Annotated in this window: 24 protein-coding genes; 8 read left to right on the plus strand and 16 right to left on the minus strand. The window is 61.4% G+C overall.

All coding sequences use genetic code 11. The annotated features are described in order from the left end of the window. Positions 1-14 precede the first annotated feature (14 nt). Entirely contained in the window at positions 15-2273 is a 2259-nt protein-coding gene (locus P3S72_RS28835; RefSeq protein WP_276195324.1) for a heavy metal translocating P-type ATPase, read from the minus strand. A gap of 85 nt (positions 2274-2358) precedes the next feature. Between P3S72_RS28835 and cadR the strand changes: the two genes are divergently transcribed. After that, a complete protein-coding gene (gene cadR / locus P3S72_RS28840) occupies positions 2359-2808 on the plus strand; it encodes a Cd(II)/Pb(II)-responsive transcriptional regulator (RefSeq protein ID WP_017845051.1) in 450 nt (149 codons plus the stop codon). Between the two features lie 173 nt (positions 2809-2981). Here cadR and P3S72_RS28845 read toward each other — a convergent pair whose 3' ends face one another. From P3S72_RS28845 to P3S72_RS28855, 3 genes are all read right to left on the minus strand, one after another. Further along, a complete protein-coding gene (locus P3S72_RS28845; protein ID WP_276195325.1) occupies positions 2982-3815 on the minus strand; it encodes a thymidylate synthase in 834 nt (277 codons plus the stop codon). Positions 3816-3867: 52 nt separating this feature from the next. Beyond that, positions 3868-4680: a prolipoprotein diacylglyceryl transferase gene (gene lgt, locus P3S72_RS28850; protein ID WP_276195326.1), complete on the minus strand. Its 813-nt coding sequence runs from the start codon at positions 4678-4680 to the stop codon at positions 3868-3870. A gap of 65 nt (positions 4681-4745) precedes the next feature. Then, on the minus strand, positions 4746-5528 hold the full coding sequence (locus P3S72_RS28855; protein WP_276195327.1) for a sulfite exporter TauE/SafE family protein: 783 nt from the start codon (positions 5526-5528) through the stop codon (positions 4746-4748). 121 nt (positions 5529-5649) lie between these two features. Between P3S72_RS28855 and P3S72_RS28860 the strand changes: the two genes are divergently transcribed. Further along, the gene (locus P3S72_RS28860; protein WP_276195328.1) at positions 5650-6396 is read left to right on the plus strand and encodes an NRDE family protein; all 747 of its coding nucleotides are present in this window, start codon (positions 5650-5652) and stop codon (positions 6394-6396) included. Between the two features lie 141 nt (positions 6397-6537). Here the strand turns inward: P3S72_RS28860 and ptsP are convergent, their stop codons facing one another. After that, positions 6538-8817, minus strand: a complete 2280-nt coding sequence (ptsP, locus tag P3S72_RS28865; protein WP_276195329.1) for a phosphoenolpyruvate--protein phosphotransferase — start codon at positions 8815-8817, stop codon at positions 6538-6540. A gap of 22 nt (positions 8818-8839) precedes the next feature. Then, positions 8840-9319 carry an RNA pyrophosphohydrolase gene (locus P3S72_RS28870; protein WP_026139795.1) on the minus strand — a complete coding sequence of 160 codons (480 nt, stop codon included), beginning with the start codon at positions 9317-9319 and terminating at the stop codon, positions 8840-8842. Positions 9320-9462: 143 nt separating this feature from the next. Between P3S72_RS28870 and P3S72_RS28875 the strand changes: the two genes are divergently transcribed. Next, the gene (locus P3S72_RS28875) at positions 9463-10119 is read left to right on the plus strand and encodes an HAD family hydrolase (protein WP_276195330.1); all 657 of its coding nucleotides are present in this window, start codon (positions 9463-9465) and stop codon (positions 10117-10119) included. A 110-nt stretch (positions 10120-10229) separates the two neighbouring features. Here the strand turns inward: P3S72_RS28875 and P3S72_RS28880 are convergent, their stop codons facing one another. Next, positions 10230-10643: a DUF2269 family protein gene (locus P3S72_RS28880; RefSeq protein ID WP_276195331.1), complete on the minus strand. Its 414-nt coding sequence runs from the start codon at positions 10641-10643 to the stop codon at positions 10230-10232. A 40-nt stretch (positions 10644-10683) separates the two neighbouring features. Next, positions 10684-12198 carry a threonine ammonia-lyase, biosynthetic gene (gene ilvA / locus P3S72_RS28885; RefSeq protein WP_247396877.1) on the minus strand — a complete coding sequence of 505 codons (1515 nt, stop codon included), beginning with the start codon at positions 12196-12198 and terminating at the stop codon, positions 10684-10686. A 137-nt stretch (positions 12199-12335) separates the two neighbouring features. Between ilvA and rpiA the strand changes: the two genes are divergently transcribed. After that, positions 12336-13007 carry a ribose-5-phosphate isomerase RpiA gene (rpiA, locus tag P3S72_RS28890; RefSeq protein ID WP_276195332.1) on the plus strand — a complete coding sequence of 224 codons (672 nt, stop codon included), beginning with the start codon at positions 12336-12338 and terminating at the stop codon, positions 13005-13007. Positions 13008-13124: 117 nt separating this feature from the next. Here the strand turns inward: rpiA and P3S72_RS28895 are convergent, their stop codons facing one another. The 4 genes from P3S72_RS28895 to P3S72_RS28910 form a co-directional block, all read right to left on the minus strand. Then, positions 13125-14039: an SdiA-regulated domain-containing protein gene (locus P3S72_RS28895; RefSeq protein ID WP_276195333.1), complete on the minus strand. Its 915-nt coding sequence runs from the start codon at positions 14037-14039 to the stop codon at positions 13125-13127. Between the two features lie 119 nt (positions 14040-14158). Continuing rightward, a complete protein-coding gene (locus P3S72_RS28900; RefSeq protein WP_276195334.1) occupies positions 14159-15085 on the minus strand; it encodes an SdiA-regulated domain-containing protein in 927 nt (308 codons plus the stop codon). Between the two features lie 233 nt (positions 15086-15318). After that, entirely contained in the window at positions 15319-15984 is a 666-nt protein-coding gene (locus tag P3S72_RS28905; RefSeq protein WP_276195335.1) for a fumarylacetoacetate hydrolase family protein, read from the minus strand. Positions 15985-16006: 22 nt separating this feature from the next. Then, positions 16007-17401, minus strand: a complete 1395-nt coding sequence (locus tag P3S72_RS28910; protein WP_276195336.1) for an FAD-binding oxidoreductase — start codon at positions 17399-17401, stop codon at positions 16007-16009. A 204-nt stretch (positions 17402-17605) separates the two neighbouring features. Between P3S72_RS28910 and serA the strand changes: the two genes are divergently transcribed. Continuing rightward, positions 17606-18835 carry a phosphoglycerate dehydrogenase gene (gene serA, locus P3S72_RS28915; RefSeq protein WP_276195337.1) on the plus strand — a complete coding sequence of 410 codons (1230 nt, stop codon included), beginning with the start codon at positions 17606-17608 and terminating at the stop codon, positions 18833-18835. Between the two features lie 66 nt (positions 18836-18901). Here the strand turns inward: serA and P3S72_RS28920 are convergent, their stop codons facing one another. After that, positions 18902-19342 carry a DUF4399 domain-containing protein gene (locus tag P3S72_RS28920; RefSeq protein ID WP_247396887.1) on the minus strand — a complete coding sequence of 147 codons (441 nt, stop codon included), beginning with the start codon at positions 19340-19342 and terminating at the stop codon, positions 18902-18904. A gap of 133 nt (positions 19343-19475) precedes the next feature. Here P3S72_RS28920 and P3S72_RS28925 point away from each other — a divergent pair, with 133 nt between their 5' ends. After that, positions 19476-19970 (plus strand): transporter substrate-binding domain-containing protein, encoded by a 495-nt coding sequence (locus P3S72_RS28925; protein ID WP_276195338.1) that lies wholly within the window; start codon positions 19476-19478, stop codon positions 19968-19970. A 1-nt stretch (position 19971) separates the two neighbouring features. Here P3S72_RS28925 and P3S72_RS28930 read toward each other — a convergent pair whose 3' ends face one another. Both P3S72_RS28930 and P3S72_RS28935 read right to left on the minus strand, forming a co-directional pair. Continuing rightward, complete coding sequence (locus P3S72_RS28930) at positions 19972-20454, minus strand: DUF523 domain-containing protein (RefSeq protein ID WP_276195339.1); 483 nt, start codon at positions 20452-20454, stop codon at positions 19972-19974. 2 nt (positions 20455-20456) lie between these two features. Continuing rightward, a complete protein-coding gene (locus tag P3S72_RS28935; RefSeq protein ID WP_276198006.1) occupies positions 20457-21089 on the minus strand; it encodes a 2OG-Fe(II) oxygenase in 633 nt (210 codons plus the stop codon). Between the two features lie 131 nt (positions 21090-21220). On the opposite strand from P3S72_RS28935, the gene P3S72_RS28940 reads away from it, so the two are divergent. After that, positions 21221-21973 (plus strand): DUF2059 domain-containing protein, encoded by a 753-nt coding sequence (locus P3S72_RS28940; protein WP_276195340.1) that lies wholly within the window; start codon positions 21221-21223, stop codon positions 21971-21973. A gap of 106 nt (positions 21974-22079) precedes the next feature. Here the strand turns inward: P3S72_RS28940 and P3S72_RS28945 are convergent, their stop codons facing one another. Beyond that, positions 22080-23021 carry an alpha/beta hydrolase gene (locus tag P3S72_RS28945; protein WP_276195341.1) on the minus strand — a complete coding sequence of 314 codons (942 nt, stop codon included), beginning with the start codon at positions 23019-23021 and terminating at the stop codon, positions 22080-22082. A 112-nt stretch (positions 23022-23133) separates the two neighbouring features. Between P3S72_RS28945 and P3S72_RS28950 the strand changes: the two genes are divergently transcribed. Then, positions 23134-23709: a DUF6436 domain-containing protein gene (locus P3S72_RS28950; protein ID WP_247407550.1), complete on the plus strand. Its 576-nt coding sequence runs from the start codon at positions 23134-23136 to the stop codon at positions 23707-23709. Position 23710: the final 1 nt, after the last annotated feature.

Raw genomic sequence — 23710 nt, forward strand, 5'->3', positions numbered from 1 at the left:
CACCCTCACATCATCTATTTGCGCAGCAGGCGCAGGCCATTGAACACCACCAGCAGGCTCACGCCCATGTCGGCGAACACCGCCATCCACATGGTGGCCATGCCCAGGAAGGTGACCGCGAGGAAGATCGCCTTGATCACCAGCGCCAGGGCGATGTTCTGCTTGAGGATACTCGAGGTTTGCCGCGACAACCGAATGAAAGCCGGGATCTTGCGCAAATCATCGTCCATCAAGGCCACGTCGGCGGTTTCGATGGCCGTGTCGGTGCCTGCGGCGGCCATGGCAAACCCGATCTCGGCGCGGGCCAACGCCGGGGCGTCGTTGATGCCGTCGCCGACCATGCCCACGCGCCGGCCTTGGCCGTAGAGCGCTTCAATGGCTTGCAGTTTGTCGGTGGGCAACAGGTCGCCCTGGGCCTGGTCGATGCCGACCTGAGCCGCAATCGCCTGGGCGGTGTGGGTGTTGTCGCCGGTGAGCATCAGGGTTTTGATGCCCAGTTCGTGCAACTGCTGGATGGCTTCGCGGCTGCTGTCCTTGACCGTGTCGGCCACGGCGAACAGCGCCAGCGGGCCGGACTTGTCGAGCAGCAGCACCACGGATTTGCCTTGTTTCTCCAGGGCGAAGAGTTTGTCTTCCAGCGCGGGCGAGCACAGGCCGAGTTCTTCCACCAGGCGGTGGTTGCCCAGGTGGTAGGTTTCGCCGTTGATATCACCGCGCACACCACGACCGGTCAGGGCAGTGAAGTTATCCACAGCGTGGCGCGCCAGGTTTTTATCCTCAGCCGCGTTGGCGATGGCCAGTGACACCGGATGGTCGGAGCGCCCGGCGAGGCTGGCGGCCAAGGCCGGCGCACTGTCTTCGACATTCGGGAACAGCGCCAGGTAATCGGTTTGCACCGGCTTGCCGTGGGTGATGGTGCCGGTCTTGTCGAGGGCCAGGTAGTCGAGTTTGTAACCGCCCTCCAGGTACACGCCGCCCTTGATCAGGATGCCTTTGCGCGCCGCCGCCGCCAGGCCGCTGACGATGGTCACCGGGGTGGAAATCACCAAGGCGCAGGGGCACGCCACTACCAGCAACACCAGGGCGCGGTAGATCCAGTCGAACCACACACCGGCCATGAACAGCGGCGGGATCAGCGCCACGCCCAAGGCAAACAGGAACACCGCCGGGGTGTAGATCTTCGCGAAGCGGTCGACAAAGCGCTGGGTCGGCGCGCGTGCGCCCTGGGCCTGCTCCACGGCGTGAATGATCCGCGCCAGGGTGGAATTGTTGGCGGCCGCCGTGACGGTGTATTCCAGGGAGCCGGCCTGGTTGATGGTGCCGGCGAAGACTTTATCGCCCACGGTTTTTTCAATCGGCAGGCTTTCACCGGTGATCGGCGCTTGGTCGATGGTCGACTGGCCGGCGGTGACCTCGCCGTCCAGGCCGATGCGCTCGCCGGGACGAACCCGCACGATAGCGCCCAATTCGACACTTTTCACTTCCCGTTCGACCCAACTACCGTCGGCCTGCTGCACCGTGGCCTGTTCCGGGGTCATCTGCATCAAGCCGCTGATGGCATTGCGCGCACGGTCGAGGGACTTGGCTTCGATCAATTCGGCCACGGTGAACAGGAACATCACCATCGCCGCTTCCGGCCATTGGCCAATCAGGATCGCACCGGTCACCGCGATACTCATCAGCGCATTGATGTTCAGGTTGAGGTTTTTCAGGGCGATCCAGCCCTTTTTATAAGTGGTCAGGCCGCCGCTGAGGATCGAAACCAGCGCTACCAGGGCAATCACCCAGGTCGGGGCTGCGTTGGTGAAGTGGATCACTTCAGCCGCCAGGGCGCCGACGCCAGACAGCGCCAGCGGCCACCCGTGTTTCTTGGCCGGCGGCGCGGCGGCCGGGGTGCCCTCTTCGATCGGATCGGCCTGCATGCCCAGGGACTTGATGGCGTCGATGATCGGCGCGGTGCTCGGCAGGTCATGGGTGACGCCGAGGATGCGGTTGATCAGGTTGAATTCCAGTTGCTGCACACCGGCGAGCTTGCCCAGTTTGTTCTGGATCAGCGTCTGCTCGGTGGGGCAGTCCATGGCTTCGATGCGGAAGGTGCTCAGGCGCGAGCCAGCGGTGGGTGCTTCGCTCAGTTGCACCAACGCCGGGGCTGGCGTGCCGGAGCAGCAGGAACCGGCGTGGCCGTGGTCATGCACCGGCGTCAGTTTTTTCGGCGCATGATCGTGGTCATGCGCATGATCATGTTTGTGCGGGGTGTGCAGGGAGTCGCTCATCGGGTCGCGTCCGTAATGGTGCCTGTTGCCAAGTAAAGACCCTGTAGCCACTATAGGGTCAAGCACCCTTTTGGAGATTGCTGCAATGAAGATCGGCGAATTGGCCAAACTGACCGACTGCCCGGTGGAAACCATCCGTTATTACGAGAAGGAAGGCCTGCTGCCGCCACCGGCACGCACCGAGGCCAACTACCGCGTGTACACCCAGGCGCACACCGAGCGGCTGGTGTTTATCCGCAACTGCCGCAGCTTGGACATGACCCTGGAAGAAATCCGCAGCCTGCTCGGCCTGCGCGACAGCCCGCAGGACCAATGCGAAAACGTCAACGCGTTGATCGATGAGCATATCCACCATGTCAAAGCGCGGATCGACGGGCTGTTGGCCTTGCAGGAACAGTTGATCGACCTGCGCCAGCGCTGTGGCAGCGGGCCGGAGCTGGATCAGTGCGGGATATTGCAGCGGCTGGAGGTCAGCGGCAGTGTTGCCGCCAGCGAGGCTGAGCCTTCGCATGTGGGCAGAAGCCATGGGCATTAATTCAGCCTGGTAACCGAATCAAACTGTGGGAGGGGCGGTGCGACGATTCGACTTGCTCCCGATAGCGGAGTTTCAGCCACCAAATATTTAGCTGATCCACCGCTATCGGGGGCAAGTCGAATCGTCGCACCGCCCCTCCCACACAAGCCCACACCTTTAGACTGAGGCAGCCTTTAGATGGCGACGTCGGCCTTGATGCTTGGGTCGGCGTCGTAGCCCACGATTTCGAAGTCTTCGAACTTGTAGTCGTAGATCGACGCAGGCTTACGCTTGATCAGCAATTCCGGCAGTTTTTTCGGCGTGCGCGCCAACTGGGTCTGGATCTGTTCCATGTGGTTGCTGTAGGCGTGGGTGTCGCCGGTGGTGACGATGATCTCGTGGGGGATCAGGTCACACTGCTGGGCCAGCATATGGGTCAGCAACGCCAGCGCGGCGGTGTTGTACGGCAGGCCGAGGAACACGTCGGAGCTGCGGATATACAACTGCATCGACAGATGGCCGTCATGCACGAACGCCTGGTACAGCAGGTGGCACGGCGGCAGGGCCTGCTTGCCGTTGCGCGCATTTTCCTGGGGGCTCTTGGTCTCGTCCGGCAGGTACTCGACGTTCCAGCCGTGGAACAGGATGCGGCGGCTGTTGGGGTTGGTCTTCAGCGTCTGGACCATGTAGTCGATCTGATTGATCTTGCCGCCGTCCTTGGTCGGCCAGGCGGTCCACTGCTCGCCGTACACCGGGCCCAGATCACCGTCTTCGGTGGCCCACTCGTCCCAGATGCGCACGCCGTTCTCGTTCAGCCACTTGACGTTGGTGTTGCCGCTCAACATCCAGATCAATTCGTTGGCGATGCTTTTGAAGTGAAGCTTCTTGGTGGTCAACAGCGGAAAGCCGTCGGCCAAGTTATGCCGATACTGACGGGCAAACACGGCCTTGGTGCCGGTGCCGGTGCGATCGCCCTTGGTCAGGCCATTGGTCACGACGTCGTTCAGTAGTTCGAGATATTGCTTCATGTCATTACCCGTATCGTTGCAGCCGAGACCTCGCAGGCCTCGGCATTCGAATTTAAAGCGCGGTGTTCTTCAACGGTTGCGCACGGTTGTACGCCCACCACAGCAGGCCCAAGCCGGCGACAATCATCGGGATACTGAGGATCTGCCCCATGGTCACCCAACCGAACGCCAGGTAGCCCAGTTGCGCATCCGGTACGCGCACGAACTCGACGACAAAACGGAAGATCCCGTAGAACAACGCGAACATACCCGACACCGCCATGGTCGGCCGCGGCTTGCGCGAGAAGAGGTACAGAATGAGGAACAGTGCCACACCTTCCAGGGCGAACTGGTACAGCTGCGACGGATGGCGCGGCAATTGCGCCGGGTCGCTGAACGGCGGGAACACCATCGCCCACGGCACGTCGGTCGGCTTGCCCCACAGTTCGGCGTTGATGAAGTTACCGATACGCCCGGCGCCCAGGCCGATCGGCACGAACGGCGCAACGAAGTCCATCAACTGGAAGAATGACTTGCCGTTGCGGCGGCCAAACCACCAGGCGGCAATCATTACGCCGACAAAGCCACCGTGGAAGGCCATGCCGCCCTTCCATACCTCGAAGATCAGCGTCGGGTTGGCGATGTAGGCGGACAGGTCGTAAAACAGCACATACCCCAGGCGACCACCGACGATGACCCCCATCGACAACCAGAAAATCAGGTCGGAGAGTTTTTCCTTGGTCCACGTCGGGTCAAAACGGTTCAGGCGCCGGGACGCCATAAACCAGGCACCGCCGATGCCGATCAGGTACATCAACCCGTACCAGTGGATTTTCAGCGGACCGATGGCCAGGGCCACCGGGTCGATCTGCGGGTAAGGCAGCATTGCGACTCCTCGTTAAATCATTCGTTATAGCGACCGGACCTTGCCCGGGCGCGATTAAGCCTTCGTTACAGCAAGAAATTCAAACCCACGCAAAACAGCAGCGCGGCAAACAGCCGTTTCAGCAAGCGCGGCGACAAGCGGTGCGCCAGGCGTGCGCCGAAGCGGGCAAACACCATGCTGGTCAGGGCAATGCCCAGCAGTGCCGGCAAATACACGAACCCTAAACTATGAGCGGGCAGCAGCGGGTCATGCCAGCCCAGTATCATGAAACTTAATGCACTGGCCAGTGCAATCGGCAGCCCGCAGGCCGACGAGGTGGCCACCGCTTGCTGCATCGGCACGCTGCGCCAGGTCAAAAACGGTACGGTCAGCGAACCGCCGCCTATCCCGAAAATCGCCGAGGCCCAGCCGACCACCATGCCTGCCACGGTCAAACCGACCTTGCCCGGCACCGTTCGACTGGCCTTGGGCTTGACCTCCAGCGCCAGTTGCACAGAGATGATCAGCGCGAACACGCCGATGATCTTCTGCAAGTGGGGGCCGGAAATCGCCTCGGCGGTCAACGCGCCAAAGCCGGCGCCGATCAGGATGCCCACGGTCATCCACACAAAAATCGGCCAGCGCACCGCGCCTAGTCGGTGGTGCTCACGCACGGCGTTGATCGAGGTAAAGATAATCGTCGCCAGGGACGTACCCACGGCCAGATGGGTCAGCACCTGCGGGTCGAAACCCTGCAAGGTGAAGCTGAACACCAGCACCGGCACGATAATGATCCCGCCACCCACGCCAAACAGCCCGGCGAGCACGCCGGCACAGGCGCCCAGCAGCAAATACAGCAGAAATTCCATGGGAGCCCCCAAACCAAGTCCGGCATGTTAACGGATGGAAGGCATGCGACCCAACTGGATACGATGGAACGCCCGCGCCAGTGTCGGTAGAGTGGCCAAACACACAAAAGGGGATCGCCTGATGTGCCTGATAGTTTTCGCCTGGCGGCCGGGCCATGCCCAACCGCTGATCGTCGCGGCCAACCGTGATGAGTTCTACGCCCGCCCCAGCCTGCCGCTGGCCCAGTGGCCGGATGCGCCTGCGGTCTACGCCGGCCGCGATCAGGAAGCGGGCGGCACCTGGCTGGGGGTGAATGCCGATGGGCGTTTTGCCGCCCTGACCAATATCCGCGACCCGCACCAGCCGCCGGCACGCAAGTCGCGCGGGGAACTGGTGGCGCGGTTTCTCAGCGGTTCGCTGCCGCTTGAGCAGTATTTGGCCGACATTAACGGCCGTTCGATTGAATACGCCGGGTTCAACCTGCTGGTGGGCACGCGGGAGGAGCTGTGGCATTACAACGCCAATGACACCGAGCCCACGTTGCTGGCAGCGGGAGTCTATGGGCTTTCCAATGCTGGGCTGGATACGCCGTGGCCGAAGCTGGTGAAGGCCAAGACGGCGTTAAGCGCGGTGCTGGAGAACCCGCAGACGGAGGCGTTACTGGAGATTTTGAGCGACCCGCAGACCGCACCGTTTGCTGACTTGCCCGATACAGGCGTGGGCTTGGCGACCGAGAGTTTGCTATCAAGCGTATTTATCGCCAGCCCCAGTTATGGGACACGGGCGAGTACAGCGTTGATTGTGAATGCGGACGGCACGCGGCAGATGGTGGAGCGTAGTTTTGGGCCGCATGGTGGCCGGCTCGGCGAAGTTGAACTCAATTTCTAGCCACACCACAAAACCAATGTGGGGGGGGCGGTGCGACGATTCGACTTGCCCCCGATTAGGGTGTATCAGCCAAAAGTGTGCTGACTGACACTCCGCAATCGGGGGCAAGCCCCCTCCCACATTTTTAATCAGCGCCAGGCTTTAGAGGGTTTTGGCAGCGGCCGGATTGATCATTCGCGTCAACCCGAGGTTCTTCAGCGCCAGTTGCAGCGAGCTGTGGATAACTTGCGGGTTGTCGATGGTCATCAGCTCGGCCAGCAGTTCCTTGGCCATGCTCAGGTTGACCTGGCGCAGCAGCCACTTCACCTTCGGCAAGTTGGTGGCGTTCATCGACAGGCTGTCAAAGCCCATCGCCATCAGCAGTACCGCCGCCGCCGGGTCGCCGGCCATTTCACCGCAGATGCTCACCGGTTTGCCTTCGGCATGGGCGTCGCGCACCACATGTTGCAGCGCTTGCAGCACCGCCGGGTGCAGGTAGTCGTAGAGGTCGGCCACCCGTGGGTTGTTGCGGTCCACGGCCAGCAGGTATTGGGTCAGGTCGTTGGAGCCCACCGACAGGAAGTCCACCTGCCGCGCCAGTTCCTTGGCCTGGTACACCGCTGCCGGGATTTCGATCATTACGCCGATCGGCGGCATCGGTACGTCGGCGCCTTCGTCGCGCACTTCACCCCAGGCGCGGTGGATCAGGTGTAGGGCTTCTTCCAGCTCATGGGTGCCGGAGATCATCGGCAGCAGGATGCGCAGGTTGTTCAGGCCTTCGCTGGCCTTGAGCATGGCGCGGGTTTGTACGAGGAAAATTTCCGGGTGGTCGAGGGTCACACGAATGCCGCGCCAGCCGAGGAAGGGGTTGTCTTCCTTGATCGGGAAATACGACAGTGACTTATCGCCGCCAATGTCCAGGCTGCGCATCGTCACCGGCAACGGATGGAAGGCGGACAGTTGCTCGCGATAAATCGCCAGCTGCTCCTTCTCACTCGGAAAACGCTGGTTGATCATGAACGGCACTTCGGTGCGGTACAGCCCGACACCTTCGGCGCCGCGTTGTTGCGCACGGGCCACATCGGCGAGCAGGCCGGTGTTGACCAACAACGGCACGCGATGCCCGTCGAGGGTCACGCAGGGCAGTTCGCGCAGGGCGTCGAGGCCCTGGGACAGCTGGCGTTCTTCTTCCACCACCTCGGCGTATTGCTTGCGCAGCACTTCGCTGGGGTTGGTAAACACCTCGCCACGGTTGCCGTCGACGATCATGGCGATGCCGTCGACCTTGGAGTACGGCAGGTCCACCAGGCCCATCACCGTCGGAATACCCATGGCCCGGGCCAGGATAGCGACGTGGGAGTTGCCCGAACCGAGCACCGAGATCAGGCCCACCAGTTTGCCTTCCGGCACTTCACCGAGCATGGTGGCGGTCAGTTCTTCACTGATCAGGATGGTGTTGTCGGGGTAGACCAGGTTGGTGGAGCGGTCTTCCTGCAAGTAGGCGAGCAGACGGCGACCGAGGTCACGCACATCCGAGGCCCGCTCACGCAGGTAGGCGTCGTCCATCAATTCGAAACGGTTGACGTGATCGGAAACCACCTGGCGCAGCGCACCCTGGGCCCACTGGCCGGTCTTGATCACGGTCTTGACTTCGTTACCCAGCGACGCGTCATCCAGCATCATCTGGTACACCTCGAACAGCGCTCGCTCTTCGGGGCGCAGTTGGGTGGCGAGCTTGTTCGACAGGTTGCGCATGTCGGCGCGCACGCCTTCCAGGGCGGTCTTGAACAGTTTGATTTCGGCGTCGATGTCGCTGACCGTCTTGTCCGGCACCACATCGAGGTCGGCCGGCGGCAACATGACGACGGCCGTACCGACGGCAGCACCCGGCGAACCCGGTACGCCGACGAACTTGGCTTCCTGGATGCCCTTGCCCTGGCGCCCCAGGCCGCGAATCGAGCCGGTGGCTTCAGCGTGGGCGATAACCCCGGCCAATTGCGCGCTCATGGTCACGAGGAAGGCTTCTTCACCTTCGTCGAACTGGCGCCGCTCTTTCTGCTGGATGACCAACACGCCGACAACGCGGCGGTGGTGAATGATCGGTGCGCCCAGGAACGAGGCGTAGCGCTCTTCGCCGGTTTCGGCAAAATAGCGATAACGCGGGTGATCAGCCGCGTTTTCAAGGTTCAGGGGTTCTTCACGCGTCCCTACCAAGCCCACCAGACCTTCATTGGGCGCCATGCTGACCTTGCCGATGGAGCGCTTGTTCAAGCCCTCGGTCGCCATCAGCACAAAACGGTTGGTCTCGGGGTCCAGCAGGTAAACCGAGCAGACCTGGCTGCCCATGGCTTCCTTGACGCGCAACACAATAATCCCCAACGCCGCCTTGAGATCCTTGGCGGAGTTAACTTCCTGGACGATCTTGCGCAGCGTATTGAGCATGGCTCGGGGTCGAACTCCGTCGTCAGTCGCGCGTTAAAAGGCGCGGGGCAAGCTCTTTGAGAGCGCGACGATAAACTTCGCGCTTGAATGTCACCACCTGGCCCAGCGGATACCAATAACTGACCCAGCGCCAGCCATCGAACTCCGGTTTACCGGTCAAATCCATCCGCACCCGCTGCTCGTTGGAGATCAGGCGCAGGAGAAACCATTTCTGCTTCTGGCCGATACACAGCGGTTGGCTGTGGGTACGCACCAGGCGTTGCGGCAAACGATAACGCAACCAGCCACGGGTACAGGCCAGAATTTGTACATCTTCGCGCTCAAGTCCGACTTCTTCGTTCAACTCGCGGTACAAGGCGTCTTCAGGGGTTTCGTCAGGGTTGATTCCACCTTGAGGAAACTGCCAGGCGTCTTGGTTGATTCGGCGAGCCCATAGGACCTGTCCAGAATCATTCGTAAGAATAATCCCGACATTAGGACGGAAACCATCGGGGTCGATCACGGCAACAACCTCGCAAACGCATGTCGTCGCATTGTTCCACAAAGGTTGTTCCAGCGGCAACGAGGCTTCTTAGCTTATGTGCACTCTTGTGAAAAGACCGTATTCTGGACGCCTTTTTACAGACTTTTCAGCGGGTAACTGTAATGCGCCTGGCTTTATTCGACTTGGACAACACGCTTCTTGGGGGTGACAGCGATCACGCCTGGGGGGATTACCTCTGTGAACGCGGGATTCTCGACCCGGTGGCCTACAAGGCTCGCAACGACGAGTTCTACCAAGACTACCTGGCCGGCCGGCTGGATAACGCGGCCTACCTGAATTTTTGCCTGGAAATCCTCGGCCGCACCGAGATGGCCCAACTGGACGCATGGCACAACGACTACATGCGCGACTGTATCGAGCCGATCATGCTGCCGCAGGCCGCGGAACTGCTGGCCAAGCACCGCGCCGCCGGCGACAAGCTGGTGATCATCACCGCGACCAACCGCTTCGTCACCGCGCCAATTGCCGCACGCCTGGGCGTGGACGCCCTGATCGCCACCGAATGCGAGATGGAAAACGGCCGCTACACCGGGCGCAGTACGGATGTGCCGTGCTTTCGCGAGGGCAAGGTAACGCGCCTGAACCGCTGGCTGGAAGAAACCGGGCATAGCCTGGAAGGCAGCTACTTCTACAGCGATTCGATGAATGACTTGTCGCTGTTGGAGCAGGTGACGCATGCGGTCGCGGTAGATCCGGATCCGAATCTGCGGGCTGAGGCCGAGAAGCGCGGCTGGCCGGTGATTACGCTGCGTGGCTGATGGCCCTATCGGGGGCAAGCCCCCTCCCACATGTAACCGCGTACATCCGTTGAAATGCGGTTAAGGTGGGAGGGGGCTTGCCCCGGATGCAGACAACTCGGCGTAACGCCTTAAACCGGCTTGGCGCCCATGAGCCCCGCAATCGCCACAAACCCCACCAGGCTGACCACCGCCAGTACCAAGGTGAAATTCAGGCTACCGCCCTCGCCCTTGCGCAGGCGATTGAGCCGCGCCACCAGCCAGAACCAGCACAGCGCCGCAACGGTGTAGAGCAGGCTGGAGCCCAGAATCCAGGTTTGCCCCAGCGGCCAACCGACCAGATGCACCAGCCACCAGCCGGTAAACGGCATGCTGATCAGGCAGATCCCCATCAACAACCACACGAACACCCACGGGCGCTGCACGGTGATCGCCGGGCCGGCGCTGCGTTTGCGCCAGGCCAGCAGCGCCAGGCCGAGGCCACTGAGCAGCAACAATACAGTGGCCGCCATGTGGATAACTTTGAGGGTGGTCAGGGTTTCCATGTGTCGTCTTCCTTAAAGGCCGCCCAATCAGCGTAGTCGCTCAACCGAGGAACAGTTTGTAAGCCGGGTTATCGCTTTCATCCCAGTACGGGTAGCCAATGGCTTCAAGGGCTGCCGACACCAGATGACGCTCGTCCGCCGGAACCTGCAGCCCGGCGACCACACGGCCGTCGGCTGCGCCGTGGTTGCGATAGTGGAACATCGAGATGTTCCAGCGCCCGCCTAATTTGTTAAGAAAGTTGAACAAGGCGCCTGGCCGCTCCGGGAATTCGAAGCGAAACACCACTTCATCGCTGACCTTCGCCGCGTGCCCGCCGACCATGTGGCGGATGTGCAACTTGGCCAGTTCGTTCTCGGTCAGGTCCAGCACCGGGAAACCCTGGCTGGTCAGGCTGGCGATCAACGCGCTGCGCGGATCGTTTTCCGGATGGGTCTGCACGCCAACGAAAATGTGCGCCTCCCGGCCGGAGTGGTAGCGGTAGTTGAATTCGGTGATCTGGCGCTTGCCCACGGCCTCGCAGAACGCCTTGAAGCTGCCCGGCTTCTCGGGGATGGTCACGGCGATGATGGCTTCGCGCCCTTCACCCAGCTCGGCGCGCTCGGCCACATGGCGCAGACGGTCGAAGTTGACGTTGGCGCCCGAGTCGATGGCCACTAGGGTTTGCCCGGTAACGCCACGGGTTTCGACGTATTTCTTGATGCCCGCCACACCCAAGGCGCCTGCCGGCTCGGTGATGGAGCGGGTGTCGTCATAGATGTCCTTGATCGCCGCACAGATTTCATCGGTGCTGACGGTGATCACTTCATCCACATAGTCCTTGCAGATGTCGAAGGTGTACTGGCCGATCTGCGCGACCGCCACGCCATCGGCAAAAATGCCCACGGTCGGCAGCACCACGCGCTCGCCAGCGGCCATGGCGGCCTGCAGGCAGTTGGAATCGTCCGGCTCGACACCGATGATCTTGATCTCAGGGCGCAGGTATTTCACATAGGCTGCGATGCCGGCGATCAGCCCGCCGCCGCCGACCGGCACGAAAATCGCGTCCAGCGGCCCGGGATGCTGGCGCAGGATCTCCATCGCCACGGTGCCCTGCCCGGCAATGGTGTGCGGATCATCGTAGGGGTGAATGTAGACGTAGCCTTTTTCGTCGACCAGTTTCAGCGAATAGGCCAGGGCTTCCGGGAAAGAATCACCGTGCAGCACCACTTTGCCACCACGGGAACGCACGCCTTCGACCTTGATCTCCGGAGTAGTCTTGGGCATCACGATAGTGGCCTTGACCCCCAGCACCTTGGCCGCCAGGGCCAGGCCCTGGGCATGGTTGCCCGCCGAAGCGGTGACCACGCCGCACGCGCGCTCTTGCGCCGTCAACTGGGTCAGCTTGTTATACGCACCGCGAATCTTGAACGAGAACACCGGCTGCAAGTCTTCCCGCTTGAGCAAGACCTTGTTGCCCAGCCGCTCGGAGAGCTGGCGGGCGGGCTGCAATGGGGTTTCTACGGCAACGTCATAAACGCGCGAGGTGAGGATCTTTTTGACGTACTGTTCAAGCATCGGCAGGCATCACTGGGCGGATTGGGCAGGGCCAACGAGTCTAACTCAGCGTTCGGCCGGGCGACCACACGAATCCAAAGGTTTTGATGGGTTATACTCGCGCCCCTCTCTACTCCCCCGCCCGTTCCGGAGCCCGCATGACCCAGGATCAACTCAAACAGGCAGTAGCCCAGGCCGCCGTCGATTTAATCCTTCCTAAACTCGATGACAAGAGCATCGTCGGCGTCGGCACCGGCTCCACCGCCAACTGCTTCATCGATGCGTTGGCCAAGCACAAGGGCGCATTCGACGGCGCAGTGGCCAGCTCCGAAGCCACCGCCGCGCGCCTCAAGGGCCATGGCATTCCGGTGTACGAGCTCAATACCGTGAGCGACCTGGAGTTCTACGTCGACGGCGCCGATGAAAGCGACGAACACCTGAACCTGATCAAAGGCGGTGGCGCCGCCCTGACCCGCGAGAAGATTGTCGCGGCCGTGGCCAAGACTTTTATCTGCATCGCGGACGCCAGCAAGTTGGTGCCAGTACTCGGCGCCTTCCCGCTGCCGGTGGAAGTGATCCCGATGGCCCGTAGCCACGTGGCCCGCGAACTGGTGAAACTGGGCGGCGACCCGGTGTACCGCGAAGGCGTGCTGACCGACAACGGCAACATCATCCTCGACGTGTACAACATGCAGATCACCAACCCGGTGGAGCTTGAAACCCAGATCAACGCCATCGTCGGCGTGGTCACCAACGGCCTGTTCGCCGCGCGCCCGGCTGACGTGTTGCTGCTGGGCACAGCTGAAGGCGTGAAAACCCTCAAGGCTTGATGCACAGCCAAATGTGGGAGGGGCTTGCTCCCGATAGCAGTGTGTCAGTCGACGTCTACTTGACTGAACCACCGCTATCGGGAGCAAGCCCCCTCCCAGATGGGGTCGGCGGTGTTTTCAGGATTTTGGTTTCTTGAATACGTAGAACAGGTTCGGCTCGCTGACCAGGTACAACGTACCCTCGTCATCCATGGCGATCCCTTCGGCCTGAGGCACACGCCTGCTCAGGCCATGGCGCCCGCCCATCAGGGACAGACTGCTCAGCGGGCGACCGTCGATATCCAGTTCCAACACCAGGAACGACTCATCCGACAGCGCCAGTAAATGCCCGCTGCGCTCGTCGTATTGCAGGCTCGACAGGTCGCGCACGAACAGCCCGGCATCGCGCTTGGGGTTGTTGATGACGTGGACCGAGTAGGTTTTTTCCGGTTTGAAATGGGGAAAGCCGTGGACCTCGTAGATCACCATCGGGTCGCGCTCCTTCGCCACGAACAGGCGCTTGCCCACCGAGTCGTAGGCAAGGCCTTCAAAACCCTTGTTGCCCTCCACATGGACACCCAGGGTCATCTGCTCCGCATCGGCGGCGTCGAGGAATTGGGTATTGTCATCCACATGCACCTTGATCAGGCGCTGTTGGCGTTCATCGCTGATGACGTAGATGTTGTCGCTGATGAATTCCACAGCCTCGGCGTCACCGAAGCCGACCAGGGGAATCCGTCGCAGGATCTTGCCTTCAAGGGACAACTCGACCAGCTCGGCGTTTTTGTTGGTGACGGTAAACAGGCTTTTACGCACCGGGTCGTAGGTCAGCGCGGAAACGTCATCATCCAGCCCTTCGATCACCTGGCCCTCCACGCTAACCCGGTAATCCGCCAGGCCAATGGAGCGTTCGTCGGCAGGCTGGCCCCACGCCTGCCAGTTGAACCAGGCACGTTCGAACAGGCGAAACTGTTGCGCGACAACGCCCACGCCGATCAAGGCGATCAGCACCAGTATGAAAAAAGCAGGCTTGGGGCGGGCTAGTCGACGCATCGGGCGGGCTCAAAGTCAAAAGTGGCGAATAAATATCACGCCCATCTGAATCTAAACTTAAACGCGCCCGGTGTGTGGCGTATGCCGCAGATAGAAACGTATCCGACGTTATCGGTCTGTTATGGCTGTTTTTCGAAACGATAGAACAGGTTCGGCTCACTGACCATGTACAGGTTGCCGCGCTCGTCCAGGGTCACGCCTTCGGCACGGGGGATCGTGTTCTTGAGGCCGTTGAAGCCACCGAGCAAGGTCATGAAGCTGACTTGCTCGCCCTTTTCATCCAGTTCCAGCAGCAGGTGGGAGTCGGCCGACAGCACCAGCAGGTGCCCGGTGCGCGGGTCGATGGCCAGGGCCGAGAGGTTGCGCATGTCCAGCTTGGTATTGGCGAGCTTTTGCTTGTCACCGACCAGGGTCTGGCTGCCGTCGCTTTTCCAGGTGAACAGCGCCGGCGGGCGTTCTTCGCCCAGCACGAACTGCTGGTTGCGCTTGTCCCAGGTGACGCCTTCAAAGGCTTTGTTCTGGTTTTTGGACGGGCCCAGGTCGTAACTCGGGAAGTCGGCCTTGTTCAACGCCGTGGTGCCGGCGTCGACTTTGACGATGGTCAGGCTGTGCTGGCGCTCATCGACCACGGCCATCAGGCCGTTTTCCATCACCGTCACACCTTCCGGGTTGCTCCAACCGTTAAGGGGCATCTTGCGCAGCACATCGCCTTGCAGGGTCAACTCGACGAGGAATGCATTTTTGCCCATGACAGAAAACAGGGTTTTCGTCTGTGGGTTGTAGGACAGGTCCGAGGCCTCGTCCTTCTCCATACCGGGCAGCAGCTTGGCGTCGATGACGGCACGGTAATCCGGGAGCCACACGCTCGATTGGCGTTTGGCCGGGCTTTCAAAACGCTCGACTACCCACAACACACCGCGGTCGTCCCAATGCATGGCCCAGGCAATGCCGTACACAATCGCCCCGGCCAGAAACAGCCAGGAATACCAGCGCAGAGCAAAACGAGAGCGTGGCTTGGGGGTCAAGGTAGGCAGGGACACGGCCATTGGGCGCTTTTTCCGGGAAGTCAGCATTAGGTGATAGCACAGGAATAACCGCCCCGCGCTTAGGAGGCGGAAGATTATCCGGATGGGGTGTGAAAAATATGCAAACAACCGAGACTAGCGAGGGACCTGTGGCGAGGGCGCTAGCTCCCGCTGGACTGCTTAGCAGTCCCATTTTCAGGGCCGCTTCGCGGCCCAGCGGGAGCAAGCGCCCTCGCCACAGGGTGCTGCTGAAGTTAGCGAACGCTGCTTTCGAAACGGTTCACACCGGACAATTCCAGCACCAGCTCGTCACCGACATTCAGCGGACCCACGCCGGCTGGGGTGCCGGTGAGGATCACATCCCCGGCTTGCAGCGAGAAGCAGCCGGCCATGTACTGGATCATCGGGATGATCGGGTTGAGCATGACCGCACTGTTGCCATCCTGGCGCACTTCGCCGTTGATGGTCAGGCGAATGCCGATATCGGTCAGGTCAGGGAAGGTGCTGCCGACCACGAACGGCGCGATCACCGCCGCGCCGTCAAAGGACTTGGCGATTTCCCACGGCAAGCCCTTGGCTTTCAACTCGGCCTGCTTGTCGCGCAGGGTCAGGTCGAGGGCCGGGGCGAAGCCGGAGATGGCGTCGAGTACTTCTTCGCGGCTGGGCTTGGTCGACAGGGGTTTGCCGATCAGCACCGCGATTTCCGCTTCGTAATGCACCGAACCGCGTTCGGTCGGAATGCTGAAACCGCCTTCCAGCGCCACAACGCAGCTTCCCGGCTTGATGAACAGCAACGGTTCGGTCGGTACCGGGTTATCCAGTTCCTTGGCATGTTCGGCGTAGTTACGCCCGATACACACCACTTTGCCCATAGGGAAGTGGATGTTGGTGCCGTCGACATACTTGTGCTGGTAGCTCATGGAACGACTCCTTCAGGGGCGGTTAAACAGCGAAGATCTTGCCGGGGTTCATGATCCCGTTCGGGTCGAACACCGCTTTGACTGCCTTCATGTATTCGATTTCAACCGGCGAGCGGCTATAGGTCAGGTAATCGCGCTTGGTCATGCCCACACCGTGCTCGGCGGAGATCGAGCCGTTGTACTTCGCGACGGTCTCGAACACCCACTTGTTCACGGTGGCGCACTTGGCGAAGAACTCGTCCTTGCTCAGGTTTTCCGGCTTGAGGATGTTCAGGTGCAGGTTGCCGTCGCCGATATGGCCGAACCAGACGATTTCGAAGTCGGGGTAGTGTTCGCCGACGATCGCGTCAATTTCCTTCAAGAATGCCGGTACTTTCGATACCGTTACCGAAATGTCGTTCTTGTACGGCGTCCAGTGGGAAATGGTCTCGGAGATGTACTCGCGCAGCTTCCACAGGTTGTGCAGTTGGGTTTCGCTCTGGCTCATCACGCCGTCCAGCACCCAGCCCTGCTCGACGCAGTGCTCGAAGGTTTCCAGGGCGTGGTTGGCGACGTCTTCGGTGGTGGCTTCGAATTCCAGCAGTGCGTAGAACGGGCATTCGGTCTCGAACGGCGCCGGCACGTCACCACGGCCGAGGACTTTGGCCAGGGCCTTGTCGGAGAAAAACTCGAAAGCGGTCAGGTCCAGCTTGCTCTGGAACGCGTGCAGCACCGGCATGATCGAGTCGAAGTCGGTGGTGCCGAGCACCATGGCGGTGAGGTTTTTCGGCGCACGGTCCAGGCGCATGGTGGCTTCCACGACAAAACCCAGGGTGCCTTCGGCGCCAATGAACAACTGGCGCATGTCGTAGCCGGTGGCGTTCTTGATCAGGTCGCGGTTCAGTTCCAGCACGTCGCCTTTGCCGGTGACGACCTTCATGCCGGCGACCCAGTTACGGGTCATGCCGTAGCGAATTACCTTGATCCCGCCGGCATTGGTGCCGATATTGCCGCCAATCTGGCTCGAACCGGACGAAGCGAAGTCCACCGGGTAGTACAGGCCGTGCTCTTCGGCGGCGTTCTGCAATTGCTTGGTGACCACGCCCGGCTGGCACTTGGCGGTGCGGTCGGTGAGGTTCACGTCCAGGATCTGGTTCATATAGTCGAACGAGACGACCACTTCACCATTGGCCGCAACGGCAGCGGCCGACAGGCCGGTACGCCCACCGGACGGCACCAGCGCGACCTTGCGCTCATTGGCCCAGCGCACGATGGCCTGCACTTGCTCAGTCGTCTTGGGGAACACGATGGCAGTCGGGGCCGGCGCGAAGTGCTTGGTCCAATCCTTGCCGTAAGCCTCCAGGGAGTCGGCGTCGGTCAGCACTTTGCCGGGCTCAACCAGGGTCTTTAGCTCATCAATCAGGGCAGGATGGGTCATCGACAGAACTCTCGAACAATTCATGGTCATCCTGAGAACGCTTCACGTCGCAGGAATAGGTGTTTAGCGGGGCGCATATGCTAGCATACCGCCCCCGCAGGACAGAGCCCAAGGGCGTTCTGCGGTGACGGCTTTCCTGCCGTCCGGGTCAGCTTGCGCTGCTCGATTCCCTGCCATTTTTCTCCGGGATACAGGTTTACGCAGATGAGCAAGACTTCTCTCGATAAGAGCAAGATCAAGTTCCTTCTTCTGGAAGGCGTCCACCCATCGGCCGTCGAGGTTCTGAAGGCCGCCGGGTATACCAGCATTGAGTACATCACCAGCTCTCTGCCGGAAGCCCAGCTCAAGGAAAAGATCGCCGACGCGCACTTTATCGGCATTCGCTCCCGCACTCAGCTGACCGAAGAGGTCTTCGATCACGCCAAGAAACTCGTGGCGGTCGGCTGTTTCTGCATCGGCACCAACCAGGTCGACCTTAATGCGGCGCGCGAGCGCGGCATCGCGGTGTTCAACGCACCGTACTCCAACACCCGTTCCGTTGCGGAACTGGTGCTGGCCGAGGCCATCCTGCTGCTGCGCGGTATTCCGGAGAAAAACGCCTCCTGCCACCGTGGCGGCTGGATCAAGAGCGCAGCCAACTCCTTCGAAATCCGCGGCAAGAAGCTGGGTATCGTCGGTTACGGCTCGATCGGCACTCAACTGTCGGTCCTGGCCGAAAGCCTGGGCATGCAGGTGTTCTTCTACGACACCCTGACCAAGCTGCCACTGGGTAACGCCACGCAAGTGTCGAGCCTGACCGAGCTGCTGGGCATGTCCGACATCGTCACCCTGCACGTGCCGGAAACCGCTGAAACCCAGTGGATGATCGGCGAGAAGGAAATCCGCTCGATCAAGAAAGGCGGCATCCTGATCAACGCTGCACGCGGCACCGTGGTCGAGCTAGACGCCCTGGCTGACGCGATCAAGGACAAACACCTGATCGGCGCCGCCATCGACGTGTTCCCGGTGGAGCCACGCTCCAACGACGACATCTTCGAAAGCCCGCTGCGTGGCCTGGACAACGTGATCCTGACCCCGCACATCGGCGGCTCCACCGCTGAAGCCCAGGCCAACATTGGCCTGGAAGTCTCGGAAAAACTGGTCAAGTACAGCGACAACGGTACGTCGGTGTCCTCGGTCAACTTCCCGGAAGTGGCCCTGCCGGCTCACCCTGGCAAGCACCGCCTGCTGCACATCCACCAGAACATCCCGGGTGTGATGATGGAGATCAACAAGGTCTTCGCAGAAAACGGCATCAACATCTCCGGTCAGTTCCTGCAGACCAACGAGAAGGTCGGCTACGTGGTAATCGACGTCGACGCCGAGTACTCGGACCTGGCACAACAGAAGCTGCAGCACATCAACGGCACGATTCGTTGCCGCGTGTTGTTCTAAGGCTTCAAACGCCGTACAAAAAATGGGAGACCCACAGGGGTCTCCCTTTTTTTGTCTGAACAAATCTTACTTGACGTTAACCGTGATCACTTTCGAGGCTACAGTCGGGTTGAACTGCATGTGCAACTTGTCGCCGGCGACCAGTTGCAAGGTGTGCTTGCCAGGGGTGAGGGTCAGTTCGGTTTCGGTCTGGGCCTTACCGTAGTGGATCACGGTGTCAGTGGCCGGGATCGGCACGCTGGCGTCCGGCAGCGCTTTCTGGTCGACCAGCAGGTGATGGTGGCCGGTGCCTGGGGCCTGTTCGGTGGCCGGAGCCAGCTTCAGGCCTTCCATGCCGAATTTGACGGTGAAGGTTTTATCGACGGTGGCGCCGTCTTTCGGCGAAACGATAAACACTTTTGCACCTTCAGGTGGCGCGCTGCGCGGGATGCCGTCTGCGGCAGTCACCAACATCGAAGCACCCAGCAGCACGCTGGCAATCGTTGCACGAGACAAAAGGGCTTTCATTCGCTTCTCCACTTCTCTATGAAATTTGTAGGGTTATGACAACTTAGCGACAAATTGCTGTCCAAGGCACTCAACACCATAACAAAGCGATGCTGAACCACGCCTCGCACATTCGAATTCTTTAGGAGTGACCATGCGCTTTTCGCCTGGCCTGTTACTGCTGCTTCCCCTGATGAGCCCCTTGGCTCACGCCGAACTGATCGATGATGTGTTTGATCGCGGTGAGCTGCGCATCGCCCTGGAGGCCAACACCCCGCCCTACAACTTCAAGGACGGTGAGAAACTCAGCGGTTTTGAAGTTGAACTCGGTGAACAACTGGCCAAAGAGATGGATGTGCGCCCCTCGTTTATCACCACCGATGACAGCGACCTGCTGCCCGGCGTGGCAACTGGCAAGTACGACGTGGCCATCAATCATATCGCTATGACTGCCGAGTTGCAGGATCGGTTCGATTTCAGTGAGCCTTATCGCGACAAACCGGAGTTGGCCATTGCGTTCCAGAAGGGCAACCCGGCGTTCAAGGCGAGCCTGGACAAGGCGCTGCAACGGGTGAAGGCCGATGGACGGTTGAAGGCGCTGGCGCAGAAATGGTTCGAAGGCGACACAGCGGCAGTCAAGGCGCAGTAGATCAAATGTGGGCCAGGGCTTGTGCCGCCTCAAGCAACTCCAGCTCACTGAACACCAACACTCCATGGCGCTTGAGCAGCGCCGCCGTGACGCCCTCGCCGCTCACCTTCACGCCGCTGAAGCTACCGTCATAGGTCAGCACATTGCCGCAGGACGGGCTATTGGCCTTGAGCACGGCGATCTGGATCTGGTGGCGCTGCACCAGCACCAACGCCTGGCGGGCGCCGTCGAGGAAGGCGGCGCTGAAGTCCTCGCCCGCAGCGGTCAGCACCTGGGCGCGGCCCTCCCACACGTCGATGCCCTGCCCGCCTGGAATCTCGGCGGAAGGCCTGGGCGTGGGCAAACCGCCCGACACTTCCGGGCAAATCGCAACCACACGGCCTTCGGCCTGCCACGCCGCCAGTTGATCGAACGGCCCGCTGGCGCCGCCGTCGTAGCGCACCTTGTGCCCGAGCAGGCAGCGGCTGACGAGAATTTTTTGCATGCTTAAAACGGCTCGTTGCCGCGCCGGCGAAACCAGCCGGTCAGCGACAGGCGCTCGCGGGTGGCGGGCAGGACTTCGTGGGGAACTTCTCCAGACAGGAACACCACCAGGCAACCGCCGCTGGGCACCACGTCATGTTCGACGCCGTCCTTGAGGTACATGCGCAACTGGCCGCCCTGCTCCGCCAGCCACTCGTCGTTCAGGTAGATCACCGCCGAGACCGAGCGCCGGTCATCGTCGCGAAACCGGTCCAGGTGCCTGAGGTAAAACGCCCCCGGCGGGTACATCGCGAAGTGGCCTTCAAAATCTTCCAGGCCGAGGAACAAGCTGCGGTTTATCGCCAGGCGCAAGCTATCCAATACCGCCATATAGCGGTCACAGACGGCGGAGTCGCCCTCCTCTAACCACTGGATATGGTCGCCGCGTATGCCCTCGCGAATCTCCTGGGCCGGCCCGCGCCCGACCGCCGCCGGTGCCAGTTCACCTTCAACCGCACGTTTACGGCACTCAGCCGCCAGTTCCAGGGTCAGAGCCTGGGGCAGGAAGCCGTTCTGCTGCGACCAGCCCTTTTCGGCCAGGTCGTCGACAATGCGTTGCAGCAATGGGTGATCGAGGGGTATTTGCATGGCGCGCATAGTATCCATACGCCTGTGAATCCAACAGGGCCGTTGAGCGTCTGAACGCACTTTAGTCAGGTGACTGATAGGATTTCTCGACAAATCCTACGCCCGACACGGACAATAGTGGCCGACTGACAGGAGTCCATATGCGTCGTTTGTTTTTTTCCTTGCTGATGTTCTGCGTTTTGCCCGCCTGGGCAGACGGCCATGACCTGTTGTACAAGGTCGCCGGCTGGGCCGAACAACGTGCGCATTTCAATGACGCCCTCAGTGCCGCCCAGCAACGCTACCGCAATAGCCTGCCGCCGGCGGTGTACCAGGCGCTGGTCGACAACAGCAATAAGCGCTTCGCCGCCCAGGCCATGGACCGGCGCGCCGAAGCCCAGTTGCGCAAGCGCCTGGCGGACCCAGCGCCAGCCCTGGCGTTTTTTCAATCGCCGCTGGGGCGCAAGGTTGTCGCCGCCGAATTGCTCGCCACCCGCCGCGACCAGTTGGCAAAAAATGCCCAAGGCCTGCCGCACATCGAAGCCGACGCCACCCGCAGCCTGATCATCGGCCACCTGGCCCAGGCCCTGCCTGCCCGTGAAGCCGGCGCCGAAGTCAGCCTGGCGATCGCCGGCGTGGCGGCCGACAGCTTGAGCCAGATGATCCCCGGCCTGTTGGGCGGCGGCCAGGCCCAGGGCATGTTGGATGGGCAACGCGAGCGGCTGATGCAACAGATCGGCAATGACCTGAACAACACGCTGCTGTACGTCTATCGGGATTTGTCCGACCCGGAGCTGGAAGAGTTCGCTACGTTTGCCGAGTCGCCGCAGGGTAAAGCGTATTACCAGGCGGCACTGGCAGCGGTACGCGCAGGCTTGGCGGTCGGTCAAAGCACCTCAAGCCTGGCGCCGTAAGAAAAATGTGGGAGGGGGCTTGCCCCCGATGGCGGTGGGTCAGTATCAGATGTGCTGACTGACACCCTGCTATCGGGGGCAAGCCCCCTCCCACATTTTCACCGCGTTATTTCAGGTGGTCGGTGAGGTACTTGAAGTACTCATTGCGAATCTCGGGAATCTCATTGGCCAAGTGATGCCGGCCACGCTTGAGCATCAACACCTCAGGCTGATCGAACTTGCCCCGCAGCATCTTCAGGTTGTGCTGCCAATCCACCGTCATATCCTCTTCGCCCTGCACAATCAGCGGCCGCCGCGGGCTGCGCGGTGCGGCTTCGATTTGCTTGATCCAGCGCGCCAGTGCCCCGACCCAGGCGGTCGGCAGTTGGCGCGGCTGCAAGGGGTCGGCTTCGAGGAACGGCTTGAAGGCCGGGTCATTGGTGTTTTCGCTGAACCGCCGGGCGATGCCTTTGACGAACGGCCGCAGCAGGTAATAGCTGACCTGCGACCAGCCCCACCCACGCGGGCGCACCAAGGGTGAAAGCAGAAAAGTCTTACCCTGGGCCGGGCTGTCGACGCCATGGTTGAGCAAGTGATCCACCACCACCGCGCCGCCGGTGCTTTGCCCGAACAGGTGCCAGGGCCGGGGCAGGTGCAGCGATTCGGCCTGGGCGAACAGCGCCTGCACCACGTCCTGGTACACCGCAAAATCATCGATGCTGGCCCGCACCCCGCTGGACAAGCCATGCCCCGGCAGGTCGCAGGCGATCACCACAAACCCCTGGTCCAGCGCCCAGTCGACCACGTGGCGGTACAGCCCCATATGGTCGTAGAACCCGTGGAACATAAACATCGTCGCCACCGGCACGGGCGGCCACCACACTTGGGCGACCACCTCGAAGCCATCGACCCCGAAGCGGCCAAGACGGCTCACCGCCGGCACCTTGCGCGCGCTCAGGTCCAGCCCGTAGAAACGCTGGTAGACCCGCGCCTCGGCGCTGAGCGGCTGCGCATCCACCAGGGGCCGCAAGCTGTCGCGCAGATGATCGGGGTCAAAGGTAACGGGCATAAGAGGTTCCAGACTTGGGGGCTTCACGCGCTGCGCAGAGGAATATCGAGCTGCGATATTCATCTGTCGGGGCAAGCATGGCAAGCTACGCGTCCTTCGAGGATTGATCTGAATGCGACAACCCTACCGCACCACCCTGTTCGCCAGCCTGGTGCTGCTGCTCTGCGCCGGCGTGTTATGGGCCGCGTATGACTGGTTCCAGGGACGCTACCTGCGCACCTTCAACGAACACACGGCGGTGTTTTCCGGCGACGCCCTGCGCCTGCCCGACGACCTCGCCGGCCCCGGCCCGATCCGTCTCGTGCATTTCTGGGACCCGGCCTGCCCGTGCAACGTCGGCAACCAGCAACACCTGGGCGAGTTGATCGAGCACTACGCGCCCCAGGGCGTTGAGTTCTACGCCCTGCAAAAGCCCGGCAGCCACGGCCAACTGCCCGACAACCTGCGCCAGATGAAAATCCTCAGCAGCCTGCCCGGCGCCGATCAAATACCGGCGACCCCGGCCGTGGCGATCTGGGACCGCACAGGCAAGCTCGCGTATTTCGGGCCCTACAGCGAAGGGCTGACGTGCAACGCCAACAACAGCTTTATCGAGCCGATCCTCAAAGCCCTTGAAGCGGGACGCGCGGTGAATGCCACTCACACCCTGGCGGTGGGCTGCTATTGTTCGTGGCCAACCGGTTCGTAGC

This window comes from Pseudomonas sp. D3, from assembly GCF_029320995.1.
GTDB classification, from domain to species: Bacteria; Pseudomonadota; Gammaproteobacteria; order Pseudomonadales; family Pseudomonadaceae; genus Aquipseudomonas; species Aquipseudomonas paraveronii.

Excerpts from the sequence above, each read along its gene's own strand:
- serA (WP_276195337.1), top strand. The coding sequence starts at position 17,606 with ATGAGCAAGACTTCTCTCGATAAGAGCAAGATCAAGTTCCTTCTTCTG.
- P3S72_RS28845 (WP_276195325.1), bottom strand. The coding sequence starts at position 3,815 with ATGAAGCAATATCTCGAACTACTGAACGACGTCGTGACCAATGGCCTG.
- rpiA (WP_276195332.1), top strand. The coding sequence starts at position 12,336 with ATGACCCAGGATCAACTCAAACAGGCAGTAGCCCAGGCCGCCGTCGAT.
- P3S72_RS28925 (WP_276195338.1), top strand. The coding sequence starts at position 19,476 with ATGCGCTTTTCGCCTGGCCTGTTACTGCTGCTTCCCCTGATGAGCCCC.
- P3S72_RS28905 (WP_276195335.1), bottom strand. The coding sequence starts at position 15,984 with ATGAGCTACCAGCACAAGTATGTCGACGGCACCAACATCCACTTCCCT.
- P3S72_RS28895 (WP_276195333.1), bottom strand. The coding sequence starts at position 14,039 with ATGCGTCGACTAGCCCGCCCCAAGCCTGCTTTTTTCATACTGGTGCTG.
- P3S72_RS28940 (WP_276195340.1), top strand. The coding sequence starts at position 21,221 with ATGCGTCGTTTGTTTTTTTCCTTGCTGATGTTCTGCGTTTTGCCCGCC.
- ilvA (WP_247396877.1), bottom strand. The coding sequence starts at position 12,198 with ATGCTTGAACAGTACGTCAAAAAGATCCTCACCTCGCGCGTTTATGAC.
- P3S72_RS28900 (WP_276195334.1), bottom strand. The coding sequence starts at position 15,085 with ATGGCCGTGTCCCTGCCTACCTTGACCCCCAAGCCACGCTCTCGTTTT.
- P3S72_RS28935 (WP_276198006.1), bottom strand. The coding sequence starts at position 21,089 with ATGCGCGCCATGCAAATACCCCTCGATCACCCATTGCTGCAACGCATT.
- P3S72_RS28930 (WP_276195339.1), bottom strand. The coding sequence starts at position 20,454 with ATGCAAAAAATTCTCGTCAGCCGCTGCCTGCTCGGGCACAAGGTGCGC.
- P3S72_RS28910 (WP_276195336.1), bottom strand. The coding sequence starts at position 17,401 with ATGACCCATCCTGCCCTGATTGATGAGCTAAAGACCCTGGTTGAGCCC.
- P3S72_RS28835 (WP_276195324.1), bottom strand. The coding sequence starts at position 2,273 with ATGAGCGACTCCCTGCACACCCCGCACAAACATGATCATGCGCATGAC.
- lgt (WP_276195326.1), bottom strand. The coding sequence starts at position 4,680 with ATGCTGCCTTACCCGCAGATCGACCCGGTGGCCCTGGCCATCGGTCCG.
- P3S72_RS28855 (WP_276195327.1), bottom strand. The coding sequence starts at position 5,528 with ATGGAATTTCTGCTGTATTTGCTGCTGGGCGCCTGTGCCGGCGTGCTC.
- P3S72_RS28945 (WP_276195341.1), bottom strand. The coding sequence starts at position 23,021 with ATGCCCGTTACCTTTGACCCCGATCATCTGCGCGACAGCTTGCGGCCC.
- P3S72_RS28920 (WP_247396887.1), bottom strand. The coding sequence starts at position 19,342 with ATGAAAGCCCTTTTGTCTCGTGCAACGATTGCCAGCGTGCTGCTGGGT.
- P3S72_RS28950 (WP_247407550.1), top strand. The coding sequence starts at position 23,134 with ATGCGACAACCCTACCGCACCACCCTGTTCGCCAGCCTGGTGCTGCTG.
- cadR (WP_017845051.1), top strand. The coding sequence starts at position 2,359 with ATGAAGATCGGCGAATTGGCCAAACTGACCGACTGCCCGGTGGAAACC.
- P3S72_RS28880 (WP_276195331.1), bottom strand. The coding sequence starts at position 10,643 with ATGGAAACCCTGACCACCCTCAAAGTTATCCACATGGCGGCCACTGTA.
- P3S72_RS28875 (WP_276195330.1), top strand. The coding sequence starts at position 9,463 with ATGCGCCTGGCTTTATTCGACTTGGACAACACGCTTCTTGGGGGTGAC.
- ptsP (WP_276195329.1), bottom strand. The coding sequence starts at position 8,817 with ATGCTCAATACGCTGCGCAAGATCGTCCAGGAAGTTAACTCCGCCAAG.
- P3S72_RS28860 (WP_276195328.1), top strand. The coding sequence starts at position 5,650 with ATGTGCCTGATAGTTTTCGCCTGGCGGCCGGGCCATGCCCAACCGCTG.